The organism is Streptomyces sp. NPDC025721, from assembly GCF_055558595.1.
In genome coordinates, this window is record NZ_JBVHMF010000024.1 from 46,907 (window position 1) to 65,596 (window position 18,690).

An 18,690-nucleotide genomic window follows, 5' to 3' on the forward strand; every position below is an offset into this window, starting at 1 on the left:
CCCCGGATCAGCAGGCCGACTGACGGCTCGTCATGTCAGGGCGCAGCGCTGTACCCGGGTGACGATCTCCAGGTCGAAGGGGGCGCCGGAGGTCTCGGGACGGGACGTCAGATAGTCCCTGATCCGCCCCACCAGCGCCTCGCGCTCGGCGGGTTCGAGCACCAGGACGTGGGAGTGGGTGGCGACGGTGGCCAGCAGCGAGTCGACCGTCTGCGGCTGCCGGTGCGGGAACTCGCCGTGTTCGACGGGCGTGAAGCCGGTGTGCCGGTCGATGCCCTTGCCCGGCCGCCAGTCGATGTACGACACCCGGCTCGCCGTCACCGTGTTGAGCCCGGCGATCCACTCCACCCGGTCGTCGTCGGTGTTCCACAGCGCGCCCAGCGTGCCGCCGGGCCGCAGCACCCGCGCGATCTCCGGCATCGCCCGCTCCTGGTCGAACCAGTGGAACGCCTGCCCCACCACGACCGCGTCCACCGAGGCGTCCGCCAGCGGGATCGCCTCCGCGCCGCCCGCCAGCGCCGTCACCGACGGCAGCAGCCGCTCCAACTCCGCGCGCATGCCGGGGTCCGGCTCCACGGCGGTGACCCGGTGGCCGAGCGCCACCAGCGACTGGCTCAGCTTGCCGGTGCCCGCGCCGAGGTCCAGCACGTCGAGCGTGCCGCGCTCGTCGTCGGTCGCGTGCAGCGCCCACCGCACGCCCGCCACCGGGTAGTCGGGCCGGTGCGCGGCATAGGCGGCGGCCTCGGCGCCGAAGGAGGAGGCCCGGCGGGCGAACATCTGGGTATCGGATTCGCGCATGCCGCCGACCCTACGACGCCGACCCTACGACGCCGGCCGTACGACCGTCAGAGGCGGCGCGTGGCGAGCAGCAGCCGGTCCCGCGCGTCGAAGAGCGTGTCCTTGATCATCTGCTCGTGCCCAGGGGTCAGCCGGGCCACCGGCACCGAGCAGCTCACCGCGTCCCGCGCGGGCGTGCGGTACGGGATCGCGATCCCGAAGCAGCGCAGCCCGAGGGTGTTCTCCTCGCGGTCGACGGAGTAGCCCTGTTCGCGGATCTGGGCCAGCTCCTCGATCAGCTTCTCGCGGTCGGTGTGGGTGTGCTCGGTCAGCGGCTCCAGCGTCTCCGGCAGCAGCTTGCGCACCTGCTCGTCGGTGTACGTGGCCAGCAGCGCCTTGCCGAGCGAGGTGGAGTGCGCGGGCAGCCTGCGCCCGACCCGGGTGAACGGCCGCAGGTAGTGCTGCGACTGCCGGGTGGCCAGGTAGACCACGTTGGTGCCGTCGAGGCGCGCGAGGTGGATGGTCTCGCTGGTGTCGTCGGACAGCCGGTCGAGCGTGGGCCGCGCGGCGGCCACCACCTCGTCACCGTCGATGTACGAGGTGCCGACCAGCAGCGCGCGCACGCCGATGCCGTACCGCGTACCGGTGGCGTCCGTCTCGATCCAGCCGAGGTCGACCAGGGTGCGCAGCAGCATGTACAGGCTGGACTTCGGGTACCCCACCGACTCCTGCACGGCGGCCAGGCTGTGCATGCCGGGGCGGCCCGCGAAGAACTCCAGCAGTTCCACCGTGCGGACCGCGGACTTGACCTGGGAACCGGCTCCCTCGGCAACAGCCATCGCGTACGACCCCTCTAAGACGTTCGTGGTGCTCGTTCAGTCGTGCTCGTGTGTGGTGCGTGTTCGTCGTGCTCTGTCTGTCGTGCTCGGTTGTCGTGACCGTTCGTCGTGCGTGTCCGTGCGCGCGCCGTGCCCGGCGCCCGCCTTGTCCGGCCGGGCCCGTGGACGTAGGCTCCGGACGATCGGTGATTCATATCTGAAGACGTTGTTCAGTATAGAGAACGATGCCGTCATGCAGTACGGAAATGTGGAGGTTCTTCCGGTGGCAGTACCAGTCTGGAGCGTCGACCCCCGAACCGGGAAGCAGCGGGAGCAGGTCGCGGTGGAGGCCACGGCCGACGAGGTCGACGCCGCCGTGCGCGCGGCGGCGACCGCCGTTCCCGCGCTCGCCGACCGCAGCGTACGCTCCCGCCTGCTGCGCGGCGCCGCCGGGCTGCTGGAGGACGAGGGCGCGGCGGTCATCGCGGCGGCCGACGCCGAGACCGCGCTCGGGCTGCCCCGCCTCACCGGTGAACTCGCCCGCACCGCCTATCAGTTGCGCGCGTTCGCGGATGTGGTCGACGAGGGCGGCTATCTGGACGTGATCATCGACCACGCCGATCCGGCGGCCCAGCCCGTCCCGCGCCCCGATCTGCGCCGCTACAAGATCCCGCTCGGCGTCGTCGCCGTCTACGCGGCCAGCAACTTCCCGCTCGCCTTCTCCGTACCCGGCGGCGACACCGCCAGCGCGCTCGCGGCCGGGTGCCCGGTCGTGGTCAAGGCGCACCCCGACCATCCCGCCACCTCCGCGCTCTGCGCCGACATCCTGCGCCGCGCCGCCGTCGCCGCGGGCCTGCCCGCCGACACCGTCGTCCTGCTGCACGGCTTCGAGGCCGGTGTCGAGCTGGTCAAGCACCCGCTGGTGGCCGCGGCCGGCTTCACCGGCTCGGTCCCCGGCGGACGCGCCCTCTACGACGCCGCCGCCGCACGGCCGCGCCCGATCCCCTTCCACGGCGAACTGGGCAGCCTCAACCCGGTCGTCGTCACCGATGCCGCGGCGGCCGAGCGCGCCGAGCAGATCGGCACCGGGCTCGCCGGTTCCTTCACCCTGGGCGTCGGCCAGTTCTGCACCAAGCCGGGCCTCGTCCTGGCCCCCGGCGGCGAGCACGGCGACCGGCTGGTGGCCGCGCTCACCGGCGCCGCCTCGGACGCGGGCCCCGGTGTGCTCCTCGACGCCCGCATGCGCGACAACTTCCTCAAGGGCGTCGCCGCCCGCGCCGCCCTGCCCGGCGTCGAGGCCCCCGTCACCGCGGGCGACGGCGGCGAGCACGCGGTGCGGCCCGGCTTCGTCACCGTCGCCGCGGCCGACCTCACCGAGCAGGGCGCGTACGACCTGCTCCTCGAGGAGTGCTTCGGGCCGCTGACCGTCGTCGTACGGTACGGGTCCGCCGCCGAACTGGCCGCCGTGCTCGACCGGCTGCCGGGCAGTCTCACGGCGACCGCGCACCTCGGTACGGAGGAGGCCGGGCAGCCCGGCGGCGAGGCGGCGGCGCTGCTGGCCCGGCTCACCGGCCTGGCCGGGCGCGTCCTGGTCAACGGCTGGCCGACCGGTGTCGCGGTGGCCCCCGCCCAGCACCACGGCGGCCCCTACCCGGCCACCACCTCGACCTCCACCTCCGTCGGCGGCACCGCCATCGAGCGCTGGCTGCGCCCGGTGGCGTACCAGGACACCCCGCCCGCGCTGCTGCCGCCCGAGCTGGCCGACGCCAACCCGCTGGGCGTCCCGCGCCGGGTCGACGGCGTCCTGGTCAGGTGATCCCCGGGGGCACGTCGGTACGTGCCCCGGGCCGGACTGACCCCGAGGTCCCGTCCGGTGCCGCCGGACGGGACCTCGGGGCATGTCCTAGGGCGCGTCCGTGAGATGGGCCAGGAGCACGGGGACGTGGCTGTGCTCCGGGTCCTTCACCGCCGTCAGCAAGGTGACACTCCCGGCGCGCGCCTGCTCGCGCAGCCGCTGGGTGGCGGGGACCTGCTCGGGACCCGCCAACTCGGCCCGGTAGCGCCGCGCGAAGTCCGCGTGGCGGTCCGGGTGGGCGTGGTACCAGGTGCGCAGCTCGGCCGACGGCGTGAGCACCTTGCACCAGTCGTCCACCGCCGCCCGGTCCTTGGACACCCCGCGCGGCCACAGCCGGTCGACCAGCACGCGCAGGCCGTCCCCGGCGTCCACGTCGTCGTAGATCCGCCGCACCCGGAAACCCGTCGCCGCGCCCGCGTCCTTCGCCATCCCGTCCGCCTCTCCGCTCCGTCTCACTCCTTCCAGTCCACGCCTCCGGCCGCCGATCCGCCACCGCGTCGGGACCTGGCCGCCTTGTCGGGACCGGGCGGCCTTGTCGGGACCTGGCCACCCGGTCGGTCGCGGGCCACCGGGTCAGGAGTCGGCCGGGCGGCCGGGACGCAGGGCCGCCGCCGTGGCGACGGCGGTGACGGTCAGCAGGGCGGCGGCCAGCAGGAGGCAGACGCGCATGCCGGACAGGAAGCGGTCCCGGTCCGCGACCAGCGCGCCGAAGGCGGCCACGCTCAGGGCGCCCGCGATCTGGCGGCCCGCGTTGAGCACCCCGGCCGCCAGCCCGGCGCGGTCGGCGGGGGTCGCGTCCAGCAGCGCGGCGGTCAGCGGCGGTACGGCGAGCGCGCCGCCGAGGCCGAGCGGCACCATGACGACCGCGAGCAGCGCGGCCGGGGTGCGAGCGGTGACCGGCAGCAGCACCAACAGCCCGGCGACCATGAGGAGTTGACCGGCGAGCATGGGCAGCCGGGCGCCGACGGTGCCACCTCCCGCCGAAGGCGGTGAGAGGGCGGACAGCCTGCCCGAGACGATGTTGACGGCGGGGATCAGCGCCGTCATGGGCAGGAACATGAGCCCGGCGCCGAGCGGTGACTGGTCGCGCACCTGCTGGAAGAAGAGGCTGAGCACGAAGATCATCCCGTAGAAGGCGAAGCTCAGCGCGGCGCCCACCGCCACACAGACCGCGACCGTACGGTCCCTGAACAGGCCGAGCGGCACCACCGGATGCGCGCTGCGCGCCTCGATCAGGAAGAAACCGGCGAGGACGGCCACCGCGACGGCCGCCGCCACCAGCCCGAGCCCGCCGCCCTCGATGACCGCGAAGGTCAGCGCGGCCAGCCCCAGCACCGCCGTGAGCTGCCCCGGCACGTCCAGCGGCGCGGGCCTTCGCGGCGAGCGGGGCGTCCGCGCCAGCAGCACGGCGGCGAGCAGGCCGACCGGCAGGTTGATGAAGAAGATGGCGCGCCAGGACCACGCCGAGGTGAGGGCGCCGCCCGCGACGGGTCCGAGCGCCACGGCCGAGGCGCCGCCCGCCGCCCACAGGGCGATGGCGCGGGCCCTGCCGATCCTGCCGGACGCCGCGCCGGACGGATGCGGGGTGGACCCGGCGTCCGGATACGCCTGCCGCACCAGGGCGAGCGAGGCGGGCAGCATCACCGAGGCGGCCGTGCCCTGCACCACGCGGGTGCCGATCAGTACGCCGAGGCCGGGCGCGAGACCGCACGCGGCCGACGCGGCGGTGAAGACCGCCATGCCCGCGCCGAAGGCGCGCCCGGCGCCGATCCGGTCCGACAGCGCCCCGGTGGAGAGCATGAAGGCGGCGAAGACCAGCGTGTAGCCGTCCACGACCCACTGGAGCGCGGCGAGGCCGCCGTGCAGATCGGTGCCGATGGACGGCAGGGCGACCGTCACGACCGAGGCGTCCAGGGTGATCACGAAGAAGCCGAGCAGGGCGGCGGCCAGGGTGCGGCCGGGCGAGGGTACGGGCGCGGACGAGGGTACGGGCGCGGGTGCGGGTGCGGCGACGGGTTTCCGGGCGGCGGCCGGGGCCGCACAGTCCGGACCGGAGAGACGCGGAGACATGCGATCAGCGTGGCCGCGGCCGTCGCCGTACAGTAGTGGCCTGAATGCCACGGTCCCGGAGGTTCTGGCCATGCCCTTCACGTGTCCCCGCCCGCACCGGGTCGCGGTGATCGCCGCGCGGCCGGTGTCGATGTTCAACCTCGCCGTGCCGGAGATGCTGTTCGGCAAGGTCCGGGTGGACGGCGGGCCCGGCTACGAGGTGGAGTTGTGCACGTCTGACCCCGGCAGCGTCGGGACCGGCGGCGGGGCCGAGCTGGTGATCGGGCAGGGTCTGGACGCGGTGGAGCGCGCCGACACGGTGGTCGTGGCCGGGACCGGGTCGCGGGAGGACCCGGACCCGCGTGTCGTGGCCGTCCTGCGGCAGGCCGCGCGGGCGGGCAAGCGGGTGGCGTCCATCTGCACGGGCGCCTTCCTGCTCGCCGAGGCCGGACTGCTCGACGGCCGCCAGGCCACCACGTACTGGGAGTACACCGGCCAACTCGCCGCGCGTTACCCGGCGGTGGTCATGGAGCCCGACGTGCTCTTCGTCCAGGACGGCCAGATGCTGACGTCCTCCGGATACGCGGCGGGCATCGACCTGTGCCTGCACATCATCCGCACCGACTACGGCGCGGCCGTCGCCAACACGGTGGCCCGGCTGGCGCTGGTCGCGCCCGTACGGCACGGCGGGCAGGCGCAGTTCACCGACACACCGCTGCCCGCGGAGACCGGCACGTCGCTCGCCGCGACCCGCGCCTGGGCGATGACCCGGCTCGACGCGCCGCTCACCCTCACCGACCTCGCCCGGCACGCGGCCGTCAGCGTCCGCACCCTCAGCCGCCGCTTCCACGCCGAGACCGGACTCAGCCCCCTCCAGTGGCTGCTGCACCAACGCGTCGAGCGGGCCAAGGAGTTGCTGGAGACCACGACCCTGCCCGTCGACCAGGTCGCCCGCGCCAGCGGTCTCGGCACCGCCGACTCGCTGCGGCAGCACCTGCTGCGCAGGGCCGGGCTGACGCCGAGCGACTACCGCGCGACGTTCACCCGCCTGACGACGGCCTGACCTCTGGCCGGTGGGTGGCGGTGCTTCTCGCCGGTCCGGGCCTTCCGGCGGCGGCGCCCTTCGCCGGTCCGGGCCGTACGACCGTACGACCGGCGGCCGTACGACCCGTGACCGCCGGGTGCCTCGTACAGTGCGGTGCATGGGTGAACGCGACGTGCTGCACATCAAGGGACGGGTGCTGGTCGGGCCCGACGAGGTCAGGGACGAGCTGTGGGTGGTCGGCGGGCGGATCAGCTACGACCGCCCGGCCGCGGCTCCGGCCGCGACCGTCACCGGCTGGACCCTGCCGGGACTGGTCGACGCGCACTGCCACGTGGGACTCGACGCGCACGGCGCCGTCGACCGCGACACCGCGGAGAAGCAGGCGCTCACCGACCGGGAGGCCGGCGCGCTGCTGCTGCGCGACGCGGGCTCGCCGAGCGACACCCGCTGGACCGACGACCGCGCCGACCTGCCCAAGATCATCAGGGCGGGCCGCCACATCGCCCGCACCCGCCGGTACATCCGCAACTACGCCCACGAGATCGAGCCCGGCGACCTGACGGCGTACGTACGCCGCGAGGCGCGTCGCGGCGACGGCTGGGTGAAGCTGGTCGGCGACTGGATCGACCGGGAGGCGGGCGACCTCGCGGCGTGCTGGCCGAAGGACGCGCTCACCGAGGCCATCGCCGCCGCGCACGAGGAAGGCGCCCGCGTCACCGCGCACTGCTTCGCCGAGGACTCGCTCGCCGACCTCGTCGCCGCGGGCATCGACTGCGTCGAGCACGCCACCGGACTCACCGAGGACACCATCCCGCTCTTCGCGGAACACGGCGTCGCCATCGTCCCCACCCTGGTCAACATCGCCACCTTCCCCGCCCTGGCCGCGGGCGGCGAGGCCAAATTCCCGCGCTGGGCCGACCACTTGCGACGGCTGCACGCCCGCCGCCACGACACCGTGCGCGCCGCGTACGACGCCGGTATCGCCGTCTACGCCGGTACGGACGCGGGCGGCAGCCTCGCCCACGGCCTGATCGCCGAGGAGGTCGCGGAGCTGGTCGCCGCCGGGCTGCCCGTCAACGCCGCGCTCTCCGCAACCACGTGGGGTGCCCGCCAATGGCTGGGCCGCGAAGGGCTCACCGAGGGCGCGCCCGCCGACCTGGTGGTCTACGAGAGCGATCCGCGCGCGGACGTACGGGTGCTGGCGGCGCCGCGGCGGATCGTGCTGCGCGGCACGGTCGTCGCCTGACGGACCGTCAAGCTACCTCGGGACCTTTCGCGGTCACACCGTCCCGTTCGCCGCGCGCAGACGGTCGCGCCGCGCCGCTCGCGGACGCCTCCCGTGTACACCACGGCCGTTCGACGTGCGAGGACGTGAGTTGACCGACCGTGACGTACGGGAGCCGGGACGAGTTAGGCATCTTCGCGCACGCCCGGGGCGTCAACCGAGGTGAGGGGTGTCATCCCGTGGTCCGGGTGACGCGGGGGAACGGTCGTGCGGCGAGATTCGAAGAAGTTCACGGAAACCACCCTTATGGGTGAACTGACGCCGTGTGCCCGCCAGTTCACCCTCCGTGCGTAAACATTGCCGGGTCGAGGTCCCCGGCGGCTGTCCCCAACAGTCGTGCGCCGGGGACTCCATGCCACTTGTGGGGGTTTTCCACCGTGTACCGCACCATCAACATCAGCCTGCCCGCACGCCGTTCGGCCGCCGCCATCGGCGCCGCCGTCGCCCTCGCCGCGGGCACCCTCGCCGTAGCGCCGGGCGCGCAGGCGACCCCCGCGCCGTCGGGCGGCGGCACGTCCACCGCGACCGTGCTGCGAGCGGGCCTCGACGTATCGCTGCTGAACAAGACCGTGGACGTCCCGGTGAATGTCTCGCTCAACGATGTGAAGGCGCCCGCCGACGCGAAGGAGACCGCGCTGACCGTGAAGGTCGGCAGCGGTGTCGAGCAGGGTCGCGAGATCAGCATCCTGCGGGCCGACGTCGCGACGGCGAACGCGACCGCCGACCGTTACAAGGCGGAGGGCTACGCCAACGTGGCCAAGGCCGAGGTCCATGTCCCCGGACTTCCGCTGCTCTCGCTGATCAAGCTGGACGCCGTCACGTCCAAGGCGACCTGCCAGGTGGGCCACAAGCCCACCGCCAGCTCGAAGCTGGTCGGGGTGACGATCCTCGGCAGGACCATCTCGCTCAACGCGGTCGGCACCACCGACGTCCGCGTCGGCGGGGTCGGCGAGGTCAGTCTCCAGCTCACCAACACCGTGACCACCTCCCGAACGGCCGCCGCCACCGCCCTCCAACTGAAGGTCCACATCAACCCGTTGAACCTCGGGGTCGCCGAGGTCACCGGTGACGTCACGCTGGCGCAGGCCACCTGCCGTACGCCCCAGGCCGGCGGCTCGACCGGGGGGTCGACGTCGGGCGGCAACTCCGGCGGCTCGACGAACGGCGGTTCCACGAACGGAGGCTCGACCAACGGCGGTTCCACGAACGGCGGTTCCACGAACGGCGGTTCCACGAACGGAGGTGCCGCGAACGGCGGTTCCACGAACGGGGGGTCCACCAACGGCGGCTCGACCGGCGGTTCCACGGGCGGTCACTCCACCGGCGGCTCCACCTCCGGCTCGTCCAACGGCGGTTCCGGCAACGGCGGTTCCAGCGGTACGTCCGGCTCCGCGGGCACCTCGGGGGGCTCCACCTCCGGCGGCAGCAACACCCACCCGCAGACCGGCACCGACACCTCGGTGAACACCGGCAACCTGGCCGAGACCGGCGCCAGTTCCTCCACGCCGTACATGGCGTACGGCGCCATCGGCCTGATCGCGGTGGGCGGCGGGGCCTTCCTGCTCACCAACCGCCGCCGCAAGGCCGCCGCTTCGCGCGGCGAGTAGTCCGGCCCACCGGGGGGATCGGGGGAATACAGGGGAGGGCGGCTCCGCTCCGGGAGCCGCCCTCTACTCTGTTCCCTACGAACGGCGGCTCGACTGCCGTTCGACTTGGGGATGGGCGAACGGGGCGAACGAGTAATGGTCGACGGGCTTTTCGCGGGTCGTTACGAACTGGCGGAGCTTCTCGGCTCCGGCGGAATGGCCCGGGTGCACCGCGCCCGCGACACCCGCATGGGCCGCGCCGTCGCGGTCAAGACGCTCCTGCCCGAACTGGCCAGCGACCCCGACGCGCGCCGCCGGTTCGCCCGCGAGGCGCAGGCCGCGGGAGCGCTCAACCACCCCGGCATCGTCACCGTCCACGACCAGGACGAGGTCCGCACCGACGACGACACCGTGGTGCCGTACCTGGTCATGGAGTACGTACGGGGCAGCACGCTCGCCCAACTCGTCCGCGAGCAGGTCTGGTTCGCGCCCGAGCGCGCGGCGCGCATCGCCGCCGACGTGCTGGACGCGCTCGCCCACGCGCACAGCCACGGCACCGTCCACCGCGACGTGAAGCCCGCCAACGTGATGATCACCACCGAAGGCGCCGTCAAGGTCGCCGACTTCGGCATCGCGCACGTCCTGCACAGCGACGCCCGGCTGACCGCCACCGGCTCAGCGATCGGCACGCCCAGCTACATGTCGCCCGAGCAGATCAACGGCGTCGACGTCGACGCCCGCAGCGACGTCTACGCGGTCGGCTGCGTCCTGACCGAACTGCTCACCGGCAGACCGCCGTTCACCGACGGCAACCCGATCAACCTCATGTACTGGCACGTCCACACCCCGCCCCCGGCGCCGTCCGCCCGCAATCCGCGGGTGCCCGAGGAACTCGACGCGCTGGTGCTGGCCGCGCTCGCCAAGGACCCGGCCGAGCGGCCCGAGGGCGCCGCCGCCTTCCGCGACCAACTGCGCGGCTGGCTGGCGGCCACCGGCTCCTCCGCGCTGACCGGACCCGCCGCGGAACCCGCGGACGACGGTTCGGGCAAGCGGTCGTCGGCGGCCGACCCCCGGGCGACCTTCGGAGTGCCGGGCGCCGGGCTGCCCGCGCTGCCGCCCAAGGCGGACCCGGCCGGAGCAGGCACGCCGCCGCGGGCACCGCGGACCCCCGCCGGGTCGCCGGGCACGCCTTCCCCGTCCGGCGGCACGCCTTCACCCTCGTCCGGCACCCCTTCCCCGTCCTCCGGCACCCCCGCACCCTCGTCCGGCACTCCCTCCCCGTCCTCCGGCACTCCCTCCCCGTCCGCGGGCCGGGGCTCCTCCATACCGCCCGCCGCCTCGAGCGACGCGACCCCGCCGCCGCGCGCGGCCGGCTACCACCAGCCGGAGCACCCCGCGTACCGCGCCCCGCAGCGCCCGGTGCCGCCGCAGTATCTGCCGAGCACCCCGCCGCCGCTCAATGTGGGCAGGCCCGCGGAGCCGCCGCGGGGCGGGGCCGGGCGCCGCCGGTGGATGGCGGGCGCGGCCGGGCTGGCGGTCACCGCGGTCGCCGTGACCGTGACGCTCACCTTCGCGCCGTTCGGCGGCAAGAAGCACGGCGACGACAAGCCCACCGACAAGCCGACCGTGCAGAACGCGGCGCTCCAACTCCACGGCGGGAAGGAGGGTTCCGGCTACAGCGGCGGGCTGAACGGGGTGGTCAGACCCTCGACGGCCACCGGCGGCACGCTCAAGCTCATCTCCTCCTACGCCTCGGAGAATCTCCTCGACCCGGCCGCCACCTACGACCAGCCGTCGTGGAATCTCCAGCGCCTCTACCTGCGCAAGCTCGTGGACTACGCGCCCGCGCCCGGCGGCGCGGGCCGCAAGGTCGTCCCCGACCTCGCCACCGACACCGGCCAGGTCAGCTCCGACGGCCGCACCTGGACCTTCCGCCTCAAGGACGGCGTCACCTTCGACAACGGAGCGCCGATCACCTCCAAGGACGTCAAGTACGGCATCGAGCGGACCTTCGCCCGCGACGAGTTCCCCGGCGGCCCGACCCACCTCGTGGACCTCCTCGACCAGGGGCAGAACTACCAGGGCCCGTACACCGACAGCGACCCCGGCAAGCTCGGCCTGCGCTCGGTGGCCACACCGGACGACCGCACGATCGTCTTCCGGCTCGCCAAGCCCTACGCGGACTTCCGCTACGTCCTCGCGCTGTCGATCGGCGCGCCCGTCCCGCAGTCCGCCGACACCGGCGGCGGCAAGGACTTCGGGAAGCACCCCGTCGGCAGCGGCCCCTACCGCGTCGCGAGCTACACCTCGGGCGCCTCGCTGCACCTGGTCCGCAACACCCACTGGGACCCCAGGACCGACACCGTGCACTCGGCGCTGCCCGACGCGATTGACCTGAAGATCGTCAGCAGTCAGGACGAGGTCGAGACCGACCTGCTCGACGGCAGCGCCGACCTCGACCTGGCCGGCCAGACGGTCAGCGACCAGACCGAGACCAAGATCCTCAACGACCCGGCGCTGAAGGCCAATACGGACCTCGTCTTCAACGGCACCACCCGCTTCCTGAGCCTCCAGACCACGGTGGCGCCCTTCGACCGGTACGAGTGCCGCTGGGCCGTGCAGTACGCCATCGACAAGGCGCAGGTCCGCGCCGTGCTCGGCGGGCAGTACGCCGGCGGCGAGGTGGCCACCACGATGCTGCCGCCGACCACCGACGGATACAGCACCTCGGCCACGCCCTTCGGCACCAACGCGGGGGTGTCGTTCCCCGACGAGGCACGCAAGTACCTGGGCAAGTGCGGCAAGCCCAACGGCTTCACCGTCACCATGGCCGGGGTCAAGGCGCCGGGGCGGGTCGAGGACGCCATGCAGTCCATCCGCGGTTCCCTCGCCGAAGTCGGCATCACCGTCAAGATCGTCACGCAGGACGCCAGTACCTTCTACGACACGCTGCTGTCGCCCAGCAAGCTCAAGAGCGCCAAGTGGGGCATCGTGATGACCGGATGGGCCGCCGACTGGCCCACCGGCGGCGGCTTCCTGCGCTCGCTGATCCAGCCGGGCAGCATCAACAACTACGCCCAGCTCGACGACAGCGAGATCAACGGCCTGGTCACGCAGGCCGACGGCGTCACCGATCCGGCCAAGGCCGCGTCACTGTGGCAGGCCATCGACGCCAAGGTGATGGGCGAGGGGACCATGGTCCCGCTGATCTACACCCAGCACCTCGTCTACCGCGCCCCCCGCCTCACCAACGTCTACGAGCAACCGGTCCTCGGCGGTGTCGACCTCACCGCCCTCGGCGTCAAGCAGTAGGCAGGACCGGCCGGTTGAGCGCCCTGCTCTCAGGCCATGGCCGTGGCCAGGGCGTTCGCGAAGCCGTCCGTCGTACGGCGGTCGCGCACGGCGATCCGCAGCCAGTCGGGTCCGAGGCCGGGGAAGGTGTCGGCGCGCCGGACCGCGTAGCCCATCTCTCGCAGGCGTAGCCGGACGTCGGCCGCTCCGGGCATGCGCAGCAGGACGAAGGGACCGGCGGGCGCGTCGCCCGCGACCTCGACTCCGGGGAGTGCGGCCAGCCGGTCCAGCAGGTAGGCGCGGTCGCCGACCACGGTACGGGCCGCCTCCGCCGCCTCCGCGAGCGCGTCCGGCTCCACGCAGGCAACGGCCGCCACCAGCGCGGGAGTCGACACCGCCCACAGCGGCTGTGCGCTCTCCAGCGCCGCGACCGTGTCCGCGTCGCCGAGCACGTAGCCGATCCGCAGTCCGGCCAGGCCCCAGGTCTTGGTCAGACTGCGCAGGACGAGGAGCCCCGGCACGTCCCGGCACCCGGCCAGCGACTCGCTCTCGCCCGGCACCGCGTCCATGAACGCCTCGTCCACCACCAGCGTGCGCCCCGGACGGGCCAACTCCCGTATCAGCGCGGCCGGATGGAGGACGGACGTCGGGTTGGTCGGATTGCCGACCACCACCAGATCCGCCTCCGGCGGGACCGCTGCCGGGTCGAGCCGGAAGCCGTCGGACGCGGACAACAGGACCCGCCGCACCTCGTGCCCGGCCGCCCGCAGCGCCGCCTCGGGTTCGGTGAACTGCGGGTGCACCACAACGGTGTGACGTGGCGTCAACGCCCGCGCGAGCAGCACGAACGCCTCCGCCGCTCCGGCCGTCACCAGCACCTCGGCGTCCGGCCGCCCGTGGCGTAGGGCCACCGCGTGCCGCGCCGCCCGGCCGTCCGGATATCCGGCGAGGCCGGTCAGCGACCGCGCGACGCGCTCGCGCAGCCAGGGCGGGGGAGTGTTCGCGCGGACGTTGACCGCGAGGTCGATCAGGCCCTCGCCGACCTCGGCGTCACCGTGATGCCGCAAGTCGTAGCCGTCGGCGGCGACTTCGGCGCGGCGGGCGTCATGGCCGTCGGGGGTGTCGCGGCCGTACGGGTCCGGGCCGCCGCCCGCCGCCGGGTCCGGCACGCGGTCGCGGTCAGTGGGTGTGCGCATGGTGGCCGCTTCCGTGGCTGTGCGACGGGTCGTCGGGGTGGTGGTGCGGCTGCTGCGGCAGCCCGACACGGTCCTCGAAGCCGGGGAGCTTGACCCGGTACACGCACGAGTCGCAGTTCATCCGCAGGTCGCCCCGTACCGTCTCCCGGTAGCGCTCCATCACCAGCTCCGCCAACTCCGGCTCGGGGCCGATCACGTCGGCGCAGCGCAGCTCCACGTCCGGCGCTTCCCCGGCCCACTCGCGGGCCTGGTCCCGTACCCGGTCCGGCAGCACACCGGTGAACAGGAAGTACGGCAGGACGACGACGCGGCGCGCGCCCAGCTTGCGGCAGCGGTCGAGACCGGCCCGCACCGACGGCTCGGCCAGCGACACGAAGGCCGTCTCCACCCCCGCGTAACCACGGCCCTCCCACAGCAGCCGCGCCACCTTGAACACCTCGGCGTTGGCGTCCGGATCCGTCGAACCCCGGCCCACCAGCAGCACCGTGGTCCCCGCGCGGTCGGCGCCCGCCAGCGCCTCGTCCACGCGCCGCTCCAGCACCGTCAGCAGATTCGGATGCGGCCCGAGCGGGCGCCCGTACGCGAACGACGTCCCCGGATGGCGCCGCTCCTCACGGGCCAGCGCCGCCGGTATGTCGCCCTTGGCGTGCCCGGCCGACACCAGCACCAGCGGAACGGCGGCGAAGTCGCGTACGCCCGCGCCGACCAGCTCCGCCACCGAGTCCGCCAGCGGCGGCGGCGACAGCTCGATGAAGCCGCCGCCGACCGCCAACTCCGGACTGGCCGCGCCCAGTTGCGCCACGAACGAGCGGAAGGCGGCCGCACCGGCCGCGTCACGCGTGCCGTGGCCGACGAGCAGAAGGGCAGGGGGGTGGGTCACTGGTCGTTCTCCTTGAAGGGATGGTCGGTGAGGTGATGGTCGGTGAGGGGACGGTCGGTGAGGTGATGTTCCGCGAGGGGATATTCCGTGTACAACAGGGCGTTGAGCGCCGCGGCGGCCACCGCGGAGCCGCCCTTCTCCGAGACGTTGCTGACCGCGGGCAGCCCCGACGCCCGCAGCCGCGCCTTGCTCTCCGCCGCGCCGACGAAGCCGACCGGCAGCCCGATCACCAACGCGGGTGCCGCGTCCAGGTTCAGCAACTCCTCCAGCGCCGTGGGCGCGCATCCGACCACCCACACCGCGCCCGGCCCGACCTCCGCGTACGCCAGCCGTATCGCGTGCGCGCTGCGCGTCAGTCCCGGCCCGGACGCCGCGTCCGTGAGCCGGCACACCGAGGACCGTGCCGTGATCCCGGACGCGACCATCTCCACGTCCGCCACGATCGGCGCGCCCGCGTGCAACGCGGCGTGCGCGTAACGGAGTTCCGACTCCTCGCACACCAGGTCCTCCGCGTACCCGAGGTCCGCGCTCGAATGGATCACGCGCTCCACGACGGCCCGTCGCAGCGGCGTCATCCCTGAGGTGTCGAGCCGGGACCGCAGGATGCGGAAGGACTCCTGCTCGATGGGGTGGACCGTACGGTTCACGCGGCTTCTCCTCCGGAGGGGGTGGGGGCGGTCGGGGCTTGTGGGAACGGGTGACGGGGCGCCGTCATGTCTGCCAGCGGTAGCCGCGGGGGGTCACCATGCGGCCGGAGACGATACGGCTGGCGGTGTTGCCGACGGTCACGACCGTCACCATGTCGACCGTGCCGACGTCGAGGTCGGCGAGCGTCGTGACCTCGACCCGCTCGTCCGGGCGGGACGCCGCGTGGACGACGCCGACCGGAGTCAGCGGGGTGCGGTGCTCGGCCAGGACGGACAGCGCCTTGGGCAACTGCCAGGCGCGCCCGCGGCTGCGGGGGTTGTAGAAGGTCACGACCAGGTCGGACTCGGCGGCGGCCCGCACGCGCCGTTCGATCACGTCCCAGGGTGTGTGCAGGTCGGACAGGCTGATCGAGACGTGGTCGTGGCCGAGCGGCGCGCCCAGCAGGGCGGCTGCCGCCAGGGCGGCGGTCACGCCCGGGACGCCGATCACGTCGATGTCGTCGGCCGCCTCCGCCAGCGCGGGGGACGCCATCGCGTAGACCCCGGCGTCACCGCTCCCGATCAGCGCGACGGCGTGCCCGGCGCGGGCCTCGGCGACGGCGGTGCGGGCCCGTTCCTCCTCCGCGCCGAGCCCCGACTCCAGCACGCGGGTGCCGGGCAGCAGCAGGTCGCGGATCTGGTCGACGTACTGGTCGAGGCCGACGATCACGGACGCGCGGCGCAGTTCCGCCACGGCGCGCGGTGTCACCAGGTCGCGGGCGCCGGGGCCCAGGCCCACCACGGCCAGCCGTCCGCGCGGTCGGCGCCGCGCGACGGCGGCTGTCGCCATCGCCGACTTCCGCTTCTCCACGATCAGTTGGCCGCCGGTCCCGGCGGCCAGGATTGCCGCCGCCTCCGCCACGGACGGTGTCCCGACCGCGGCGAGCGGCGCCGCCGAGGGGTTCGGCACGGCCGTCCTCGCCAGTTCCGCCGCCGCGTACGTCAGCAACGGCACCCCGAACTCCGCCGCCGCGGCCACGATCCCCTCCTCCCCGGCCTTCGCGTCCACCGTCGCCAGGGCGCTCACGCTCTTCTGCGCCAGCCCCGCCTCCGCCAGGGTGCTGCGCACCAGCCCGACCACTTCCTCCCGCCCGACCCCCCGGCTTCCCCCCACCCCCACCACCAACGACGGCGGCCTCACATACACCGCGACGCCCCCCTCATCTCCCCCCACCACCCGATCCGTCACCCACACCGCATACCCACCCGCGCCCGCCGGACGGGGGACGGCGGTGTTCGGCGGTGCCGAGGTCAGCTCGCGCTGGGCCGGGGGCCCGGGCCGGAGCGTGAACGGCTGGTCCTGCCCGGCCACAGTCCGGGGGCCTTCGGGGGGCGAGGGTTCCCCTGTATTCGCCGCGTCCGGCGGACGCGGGATGGCGGGGGGCGGCGGAGCCGTACGGGGCCCGGCCGACGTCCGGGGGTCTTCGGGGGATGACGGTTCCCCCGAATGCGCTGGGGTCCACTCTGCCGGGACCACCGTCAGGGGAAAGGCGGGGAGGGGCCAGGTCTGGTCGGTGTGGAGGCGGACGGGGGCGCCGTCGAGGAGGGCGCGGGTGAGGGGGGCCAGGGGCCCGTCCGTGGGGTAGGGGAGGGCGTCGAGCGCGGGGGTGCCGACGGAGTCGGTCGCGGTGGTGATGACGGGAGCGGACCCGAGGACGGAGGAGACGGCGGAGGCCAGAGCGTTGGCGCCGCCGCCGTGCCCGCCGAGGAGGGCGACGGCGTGGCGGTGGGCCTCGTCGACGGTGACGACACCGGGATCCTCGGCCTTGCCGCGCAGCAGCGGGGCGAGGAGCCGCACGGCGGCGCCGGTCGCGAGGAAGAGGACGAGCTGGTCGCACTCGGCGAAGGCCGTCGCCACGACGGACCGCAGCGGACGGTCCGCGCCGTCCCCGTACAGCACCGTCCTGCCGGGCCACGCGGCGGCGAGCCGCTCGCATCCGGTGCGCCCCGCCGCGGTGGCGTGGATGAGGCCGATCACGAGAGCTCTCCTTCATGGGGTGCGGGGCGCCGGGCCCACAGCACGAACACGGGATTCGTCGCGGCCAGCCGCGCCACCTCCCCGGGCAGCGGCGCGAGCCGCGACGACTGGAGCAGGACACCGTCGGGCACCAGCCCGGCGGCCCGCAGGGCACCGCGGACCTCCGCCACCCGGTCCACGGCGGCGAGCGTCACCACGACGGTCCGCCGCGCCCGCCGGGCGCACGCCGCGACGATCGCGGCCAGCTCCGGCCCGCCGCCGCCGACGAAGACGGCGTCGGGGTCGGGCAGTCCGTCGAGCGCGGCGGGCGCGTCCCCGTGCACGACCTGCACGTCCACGCCGTGCGCGACGGCGTTCGCCCGTATCCGCTCGACGCCGTCGGCCGTCTTCTCCACGGCGACCACGGCGGCGCCGAACCGCGCGCACTCCACGGCCACGGACCCGGACCCGGCCCCGACGTCCCACACCAGGTCCCCGGTGCGCGGCCCGAGCCGGGCCAGGGCCAGGGCCCGTACCTCGAACTTGGTGACCATGGAGTCGCGGTGCGCGAACTCCTCCTCAGGCAGCGCCCATTGGGCGGGTGCGGGCGGCGGCCCCGCGACCGTACGGGAGACGTCGGCCCGTTCGCCGAAGGAGTCCGCCGCCAGGCACAGCACCACCGCGACCCCGGCCCCCGACCAGTCCCGTTCGGCGGCCCGCGCGGGCGAGACCCGCTCGACGCGCTCGGCGTCCGTACCGAGCGCGGAGGCGACAACGAGGGTACGGTCCAGGCCGGTACGGGCCAGCGCCGCGCCCAACTCGGCCGGTCCCGCGCCGGGTCCGGTCAGTACGGCGGTCTTGGGATGCGCCCGGCACACATGGACGGCGGTGCGCAGATCGCGTCCGTGCGCGCTGACCACCACCGCGTCGTCCCAGCGCAGCCCGAGCCGGGCGAAGGCCACCGCGACGGACGGGGACGACGGCCGTACGTCGAGCGCCGCCGCGCCGAACCGCGCGCCCAACGCCCGTACGATCCCGAAGAATCCGGGGTCGCCCGAGGCGAGCACGACCACGCGGGCACCGGGCGCGGCCACGTACTCCGCGATCGTGTCGAGCGCGGGTGCGAGCGGCCCGAGCACCACGCGCCGTGCCCCGGCGGGCAGTTGGACCGCGTCGAGGTGCCGGGCGGCGCCGACGACCAGATCGGCGGCGCCGACGTCGGGCACCGGGCCGCCCGTACCCACGCCGAGGACGGTGATCACGCC

General features: G+C 74.2%; 14 protein-coding genes. 5 read left to right on the forward strand and 9 right to left on the reverse strand.

The genetic code is table 11. The features are described from left to right. Window positions 1-30: 30 nt before the first annotated feature. On the reverse strand, window positions 31-798 hold the full coding sequence (locus tag ACZ4EF_RS27880) for a class I SAM-dependent methyltransferase (protein ID WP_467506806.1): 768 nt from the start codon (window positions 796-798) through the stop codon (window positions 31-33). A 47-nt stretch (window positions 799-845) separates the two neighbouring features. Next, entirely contained in the window at window positions 846-1,616 is a 771-nt protein-coding gene (locus ACZ4EF_RS27885) for an IclR family transcriptional regulator (RefSeq protein WP_355333788.1), read from the reverse strand. Window positions 1,617-1,878: 262 nt separating this feature from the next. Here ACZ4EF_RS27885 and ACZ4EF_RS27890 point away from each other — a divergent pair, with 262 nt between their 5' ends. Then, complete coding sequence (locus ACZ4EF_RS27890) at window positions 1,879-3,411, forward strand: aldehyde dehydrogenase (NADP(+)) (protein WP_467506807.1); 1,533 nt, start codon at window positions 1,879-1,881, stop codon at window positions 3,409-3,411. An 87-nt stretch (window positions 3,412-3,498) separates the two neighbouring features. On the opposite strand, the gene ACZ4EF_RS27895 is transcribed toward ACZ4EF_RS27890, so the two are convergent. Beyond that, a complete protein-coding gene (locus tag ACZ4EF_RS27895; RefSeq protein WP_467506874.1) occupies window positions 3,499-3,879 on the reverse strand; it encodes a DUF488 domain-containing protein in 381 nt (126 codons plus the stop codon). A 144-nt stretch (window positions 3,880-4,023) separates the two neighbouring features. Then, window positions 4,024-5,520, reverse strand: coding sequence for an MFS transporter (locus ACZ4EF_RS27900; protein ID WP_467506809.1), 1,497 nt, complete (start codon window positions 5,518-5,520; stop codon window positions 4,024-4,026). A gap of 70 nt (window positions 5,521-5,590) precedes the next feature. On the opposite strand from ACZ4EF_RS27900, the gene ACZ4EF_RS27905 reads away from it, so the two are divergent. From ACZ4EF_RS27905 to ACZ4EF_RS27920, 4 genes are all read left to right on the forward strand, one after another. Beyond that, window positions 5,591-6,562: a GlxA family transcriptional regulator gene (locus tag ACZ4EF_RS27905; RefSeq protein WP_355333782.1), complete on the forward strand. Its 972-nt coding sequence runs from the start codon at window positions 5,591-5,593 to the stop codon at window positions 6,560-6,562. 139 nt (window positions 6,563-6,701) lie between these two features. Then, a complete protein-coding gene (locus ACZ4EF_RS27910) occupies window positions 6,702-7,790 on the forward strand; it encodes an amidohydrolase family protein (RefSeq protein ID WP_402713853.1) in 1,089 nt (362 codons plus the stop codon). A 416-nt stretch (window positions 7,791-8,206) separates the two neighbouring features. Beyond that, window positions 8,207-9,436, forward strand: a complete 1,230-nt coding sequence (locus ACZ4EF_RS27915; RefSeq protein ID WP_467506812.1) for an SCO1860 family LAETG-anchored protein — start codon at window positions 8,207-8,209, stop codon at window positions 9,434-9,436. A gap of 135 nt (window positions 9,437-9,571) precedes the next feature. Beyond that, window positions 9,572-12,727: an ABC transporter substrate-binding protein gene (locus ACZ4EF_RS27920; protein WP_467506814.1), complete on the forward strand. Its 3,156-nt coding sequence runs from the start codon at window positions 9,572-9,574 to the stop codon at window positions 12,725-12,727. Window positions 12,728-12,756: 29 nt separating this feature from the next. Here ACZ4EF_RS27920 and cobC read toward each other — a convergent pair whose 3' ends face one another. The 5 genes from cobC to cbiE all read right to left on the reverse strand — a co-directional run bounded on the left by cobC (window position 12,757) and on the right by cbiE (window position 18,687). Next, window positions 12,757-13,902 (reverse strand): Rv2231c family pyridoxal phosphate-dependent protein CobC, encoded by a 1,146-nt coding sequence (cobC, locus tag ACZ4EF_RS27925; RefSeq protein ID WP_467506816.1) that lies wholly within the window; start codon window positions 13,900-13,902, stop codon window positions 12,757-12,759. Further along, window positions 13,886-14,782: a sirohydrochlorin chelatase gene (locus tag ACZ4EF_RS27930; protein WP_391159658.1), complete on the reverse strand. Its 897-nt coding sequence runs from the start codon at window positions 14,780-14,782 to the stop codon at window positions 13,886-13,888. Before ACZ4EF_RS27930 ends, cobC begins: the two co-directional genes overlap by 17 nt. Then, window positions 14,779-15,429 carry a precorrin-8X methylmutase gene (locus ACZ4EF_RS27935; protein WP_355333767.1) on the reverse strand — a complete coding sequence of 217 codons (651 nt, stop codon included), beginning with the start codon at window positions 15,427-15,429 and terminating at the stop codon, window positions 14,779-14,781. The genes ACZ4EF_RS27930 and ACZ4EF_RS27935 overlap by 4 nt, the downstream gene beginning before the upstream one ends. Window positions 15,430-15,493: 64 nt before the next feature. Then, a complete protein-coding gene (cobJ, locus tag ACZ4EF_RS27940; RefSeq protein ID WP_467506818.1) occupies window positions 15,494-17,446 on the reverse strand; it encodes a precorrin-3B C(17)-methyltransferase in 1,953 nt (650 codons plus the stop codon). Next, entirely contained in the window at window positions 17,443-18,687 is a 1,245-nt protein-coding gene (gene cbiE / locus ACZ4EF_RS27945; protein ID WP_467506876.1) for a precorrin-6y C5,15-methyltransferase (decarboxylating) subunit CbiE, read from the reverse strand. Before cbiE ends, cobJ begins: the two co-directional genes overlap by 4 nt. Between the last annotated feature and the right edge of the window lie 3 nt (window positions 18,688-18,690).

Excerpts from the sequence above, each read along its gene's own strand:
- ACZ4EF_RS27880 (WP_467506806.1), bottom strand. The coding sequence starts at position 798 with ATGCGCGAATCCGATACCCAGATGTTCGCCCGCCGGGCCTCCTCCTTC.
- ACZ4EF_RS27885 (WP_355333788.1), bottom strand. The coding sequence starts at position 1,616 with ATGGCTGTTGCCGAGGGAGCCGGTTCCCAGGTCAAGTCCGCGGTCCGC.
- ACZ4EF_RS27895 (WP_467506874.1), bottom strand. The coding sequence starts at position 3,879 with ATGGCGAAGGACGCGGGCGCGGCGACGGGTTTCCGGGTGCGGCGGATC.
- ACZ4EF_RS27900 (WP_467506809.1), bottom strand. The coding sequence starts at position 5,520 with ATGTCTCCGCGTCTCTCCGGTCCGGACTGTGCGGCCCCGGCCGCCGCC.
- ACZ4EF_RS27905 (WP_355333782.1), top strand. The coding sequence starts at position 5,591 with ATGCCCTTCACGTGTCCCCGCCCGCACCGGGTCGCGGTGATCGCCGCG.
- ACZ4EF_RS27910 (WP_402713853.1), top strand. The coding sequence starts at position 6,702 with ATGGGTGAACGCGACGTGCTGCACATCAAGGGACGGGTGCTGGTCGGG.
- ACZ4EF_RS27920 (WP_467506814.1), top strand. The coding sequence starts at position 9,572 with ATGGTCGACGGGCTTTTCGCGGGTCGTTACGAACTGGCGGAGCTTCTC.
- cobC (WP_467506816.1), bottom strand. The coding sequence starts at position 13,902 with ATGCGCACACCCACTGACCGCGACCGCGTGCCGGACCCGGCGGCGGGC.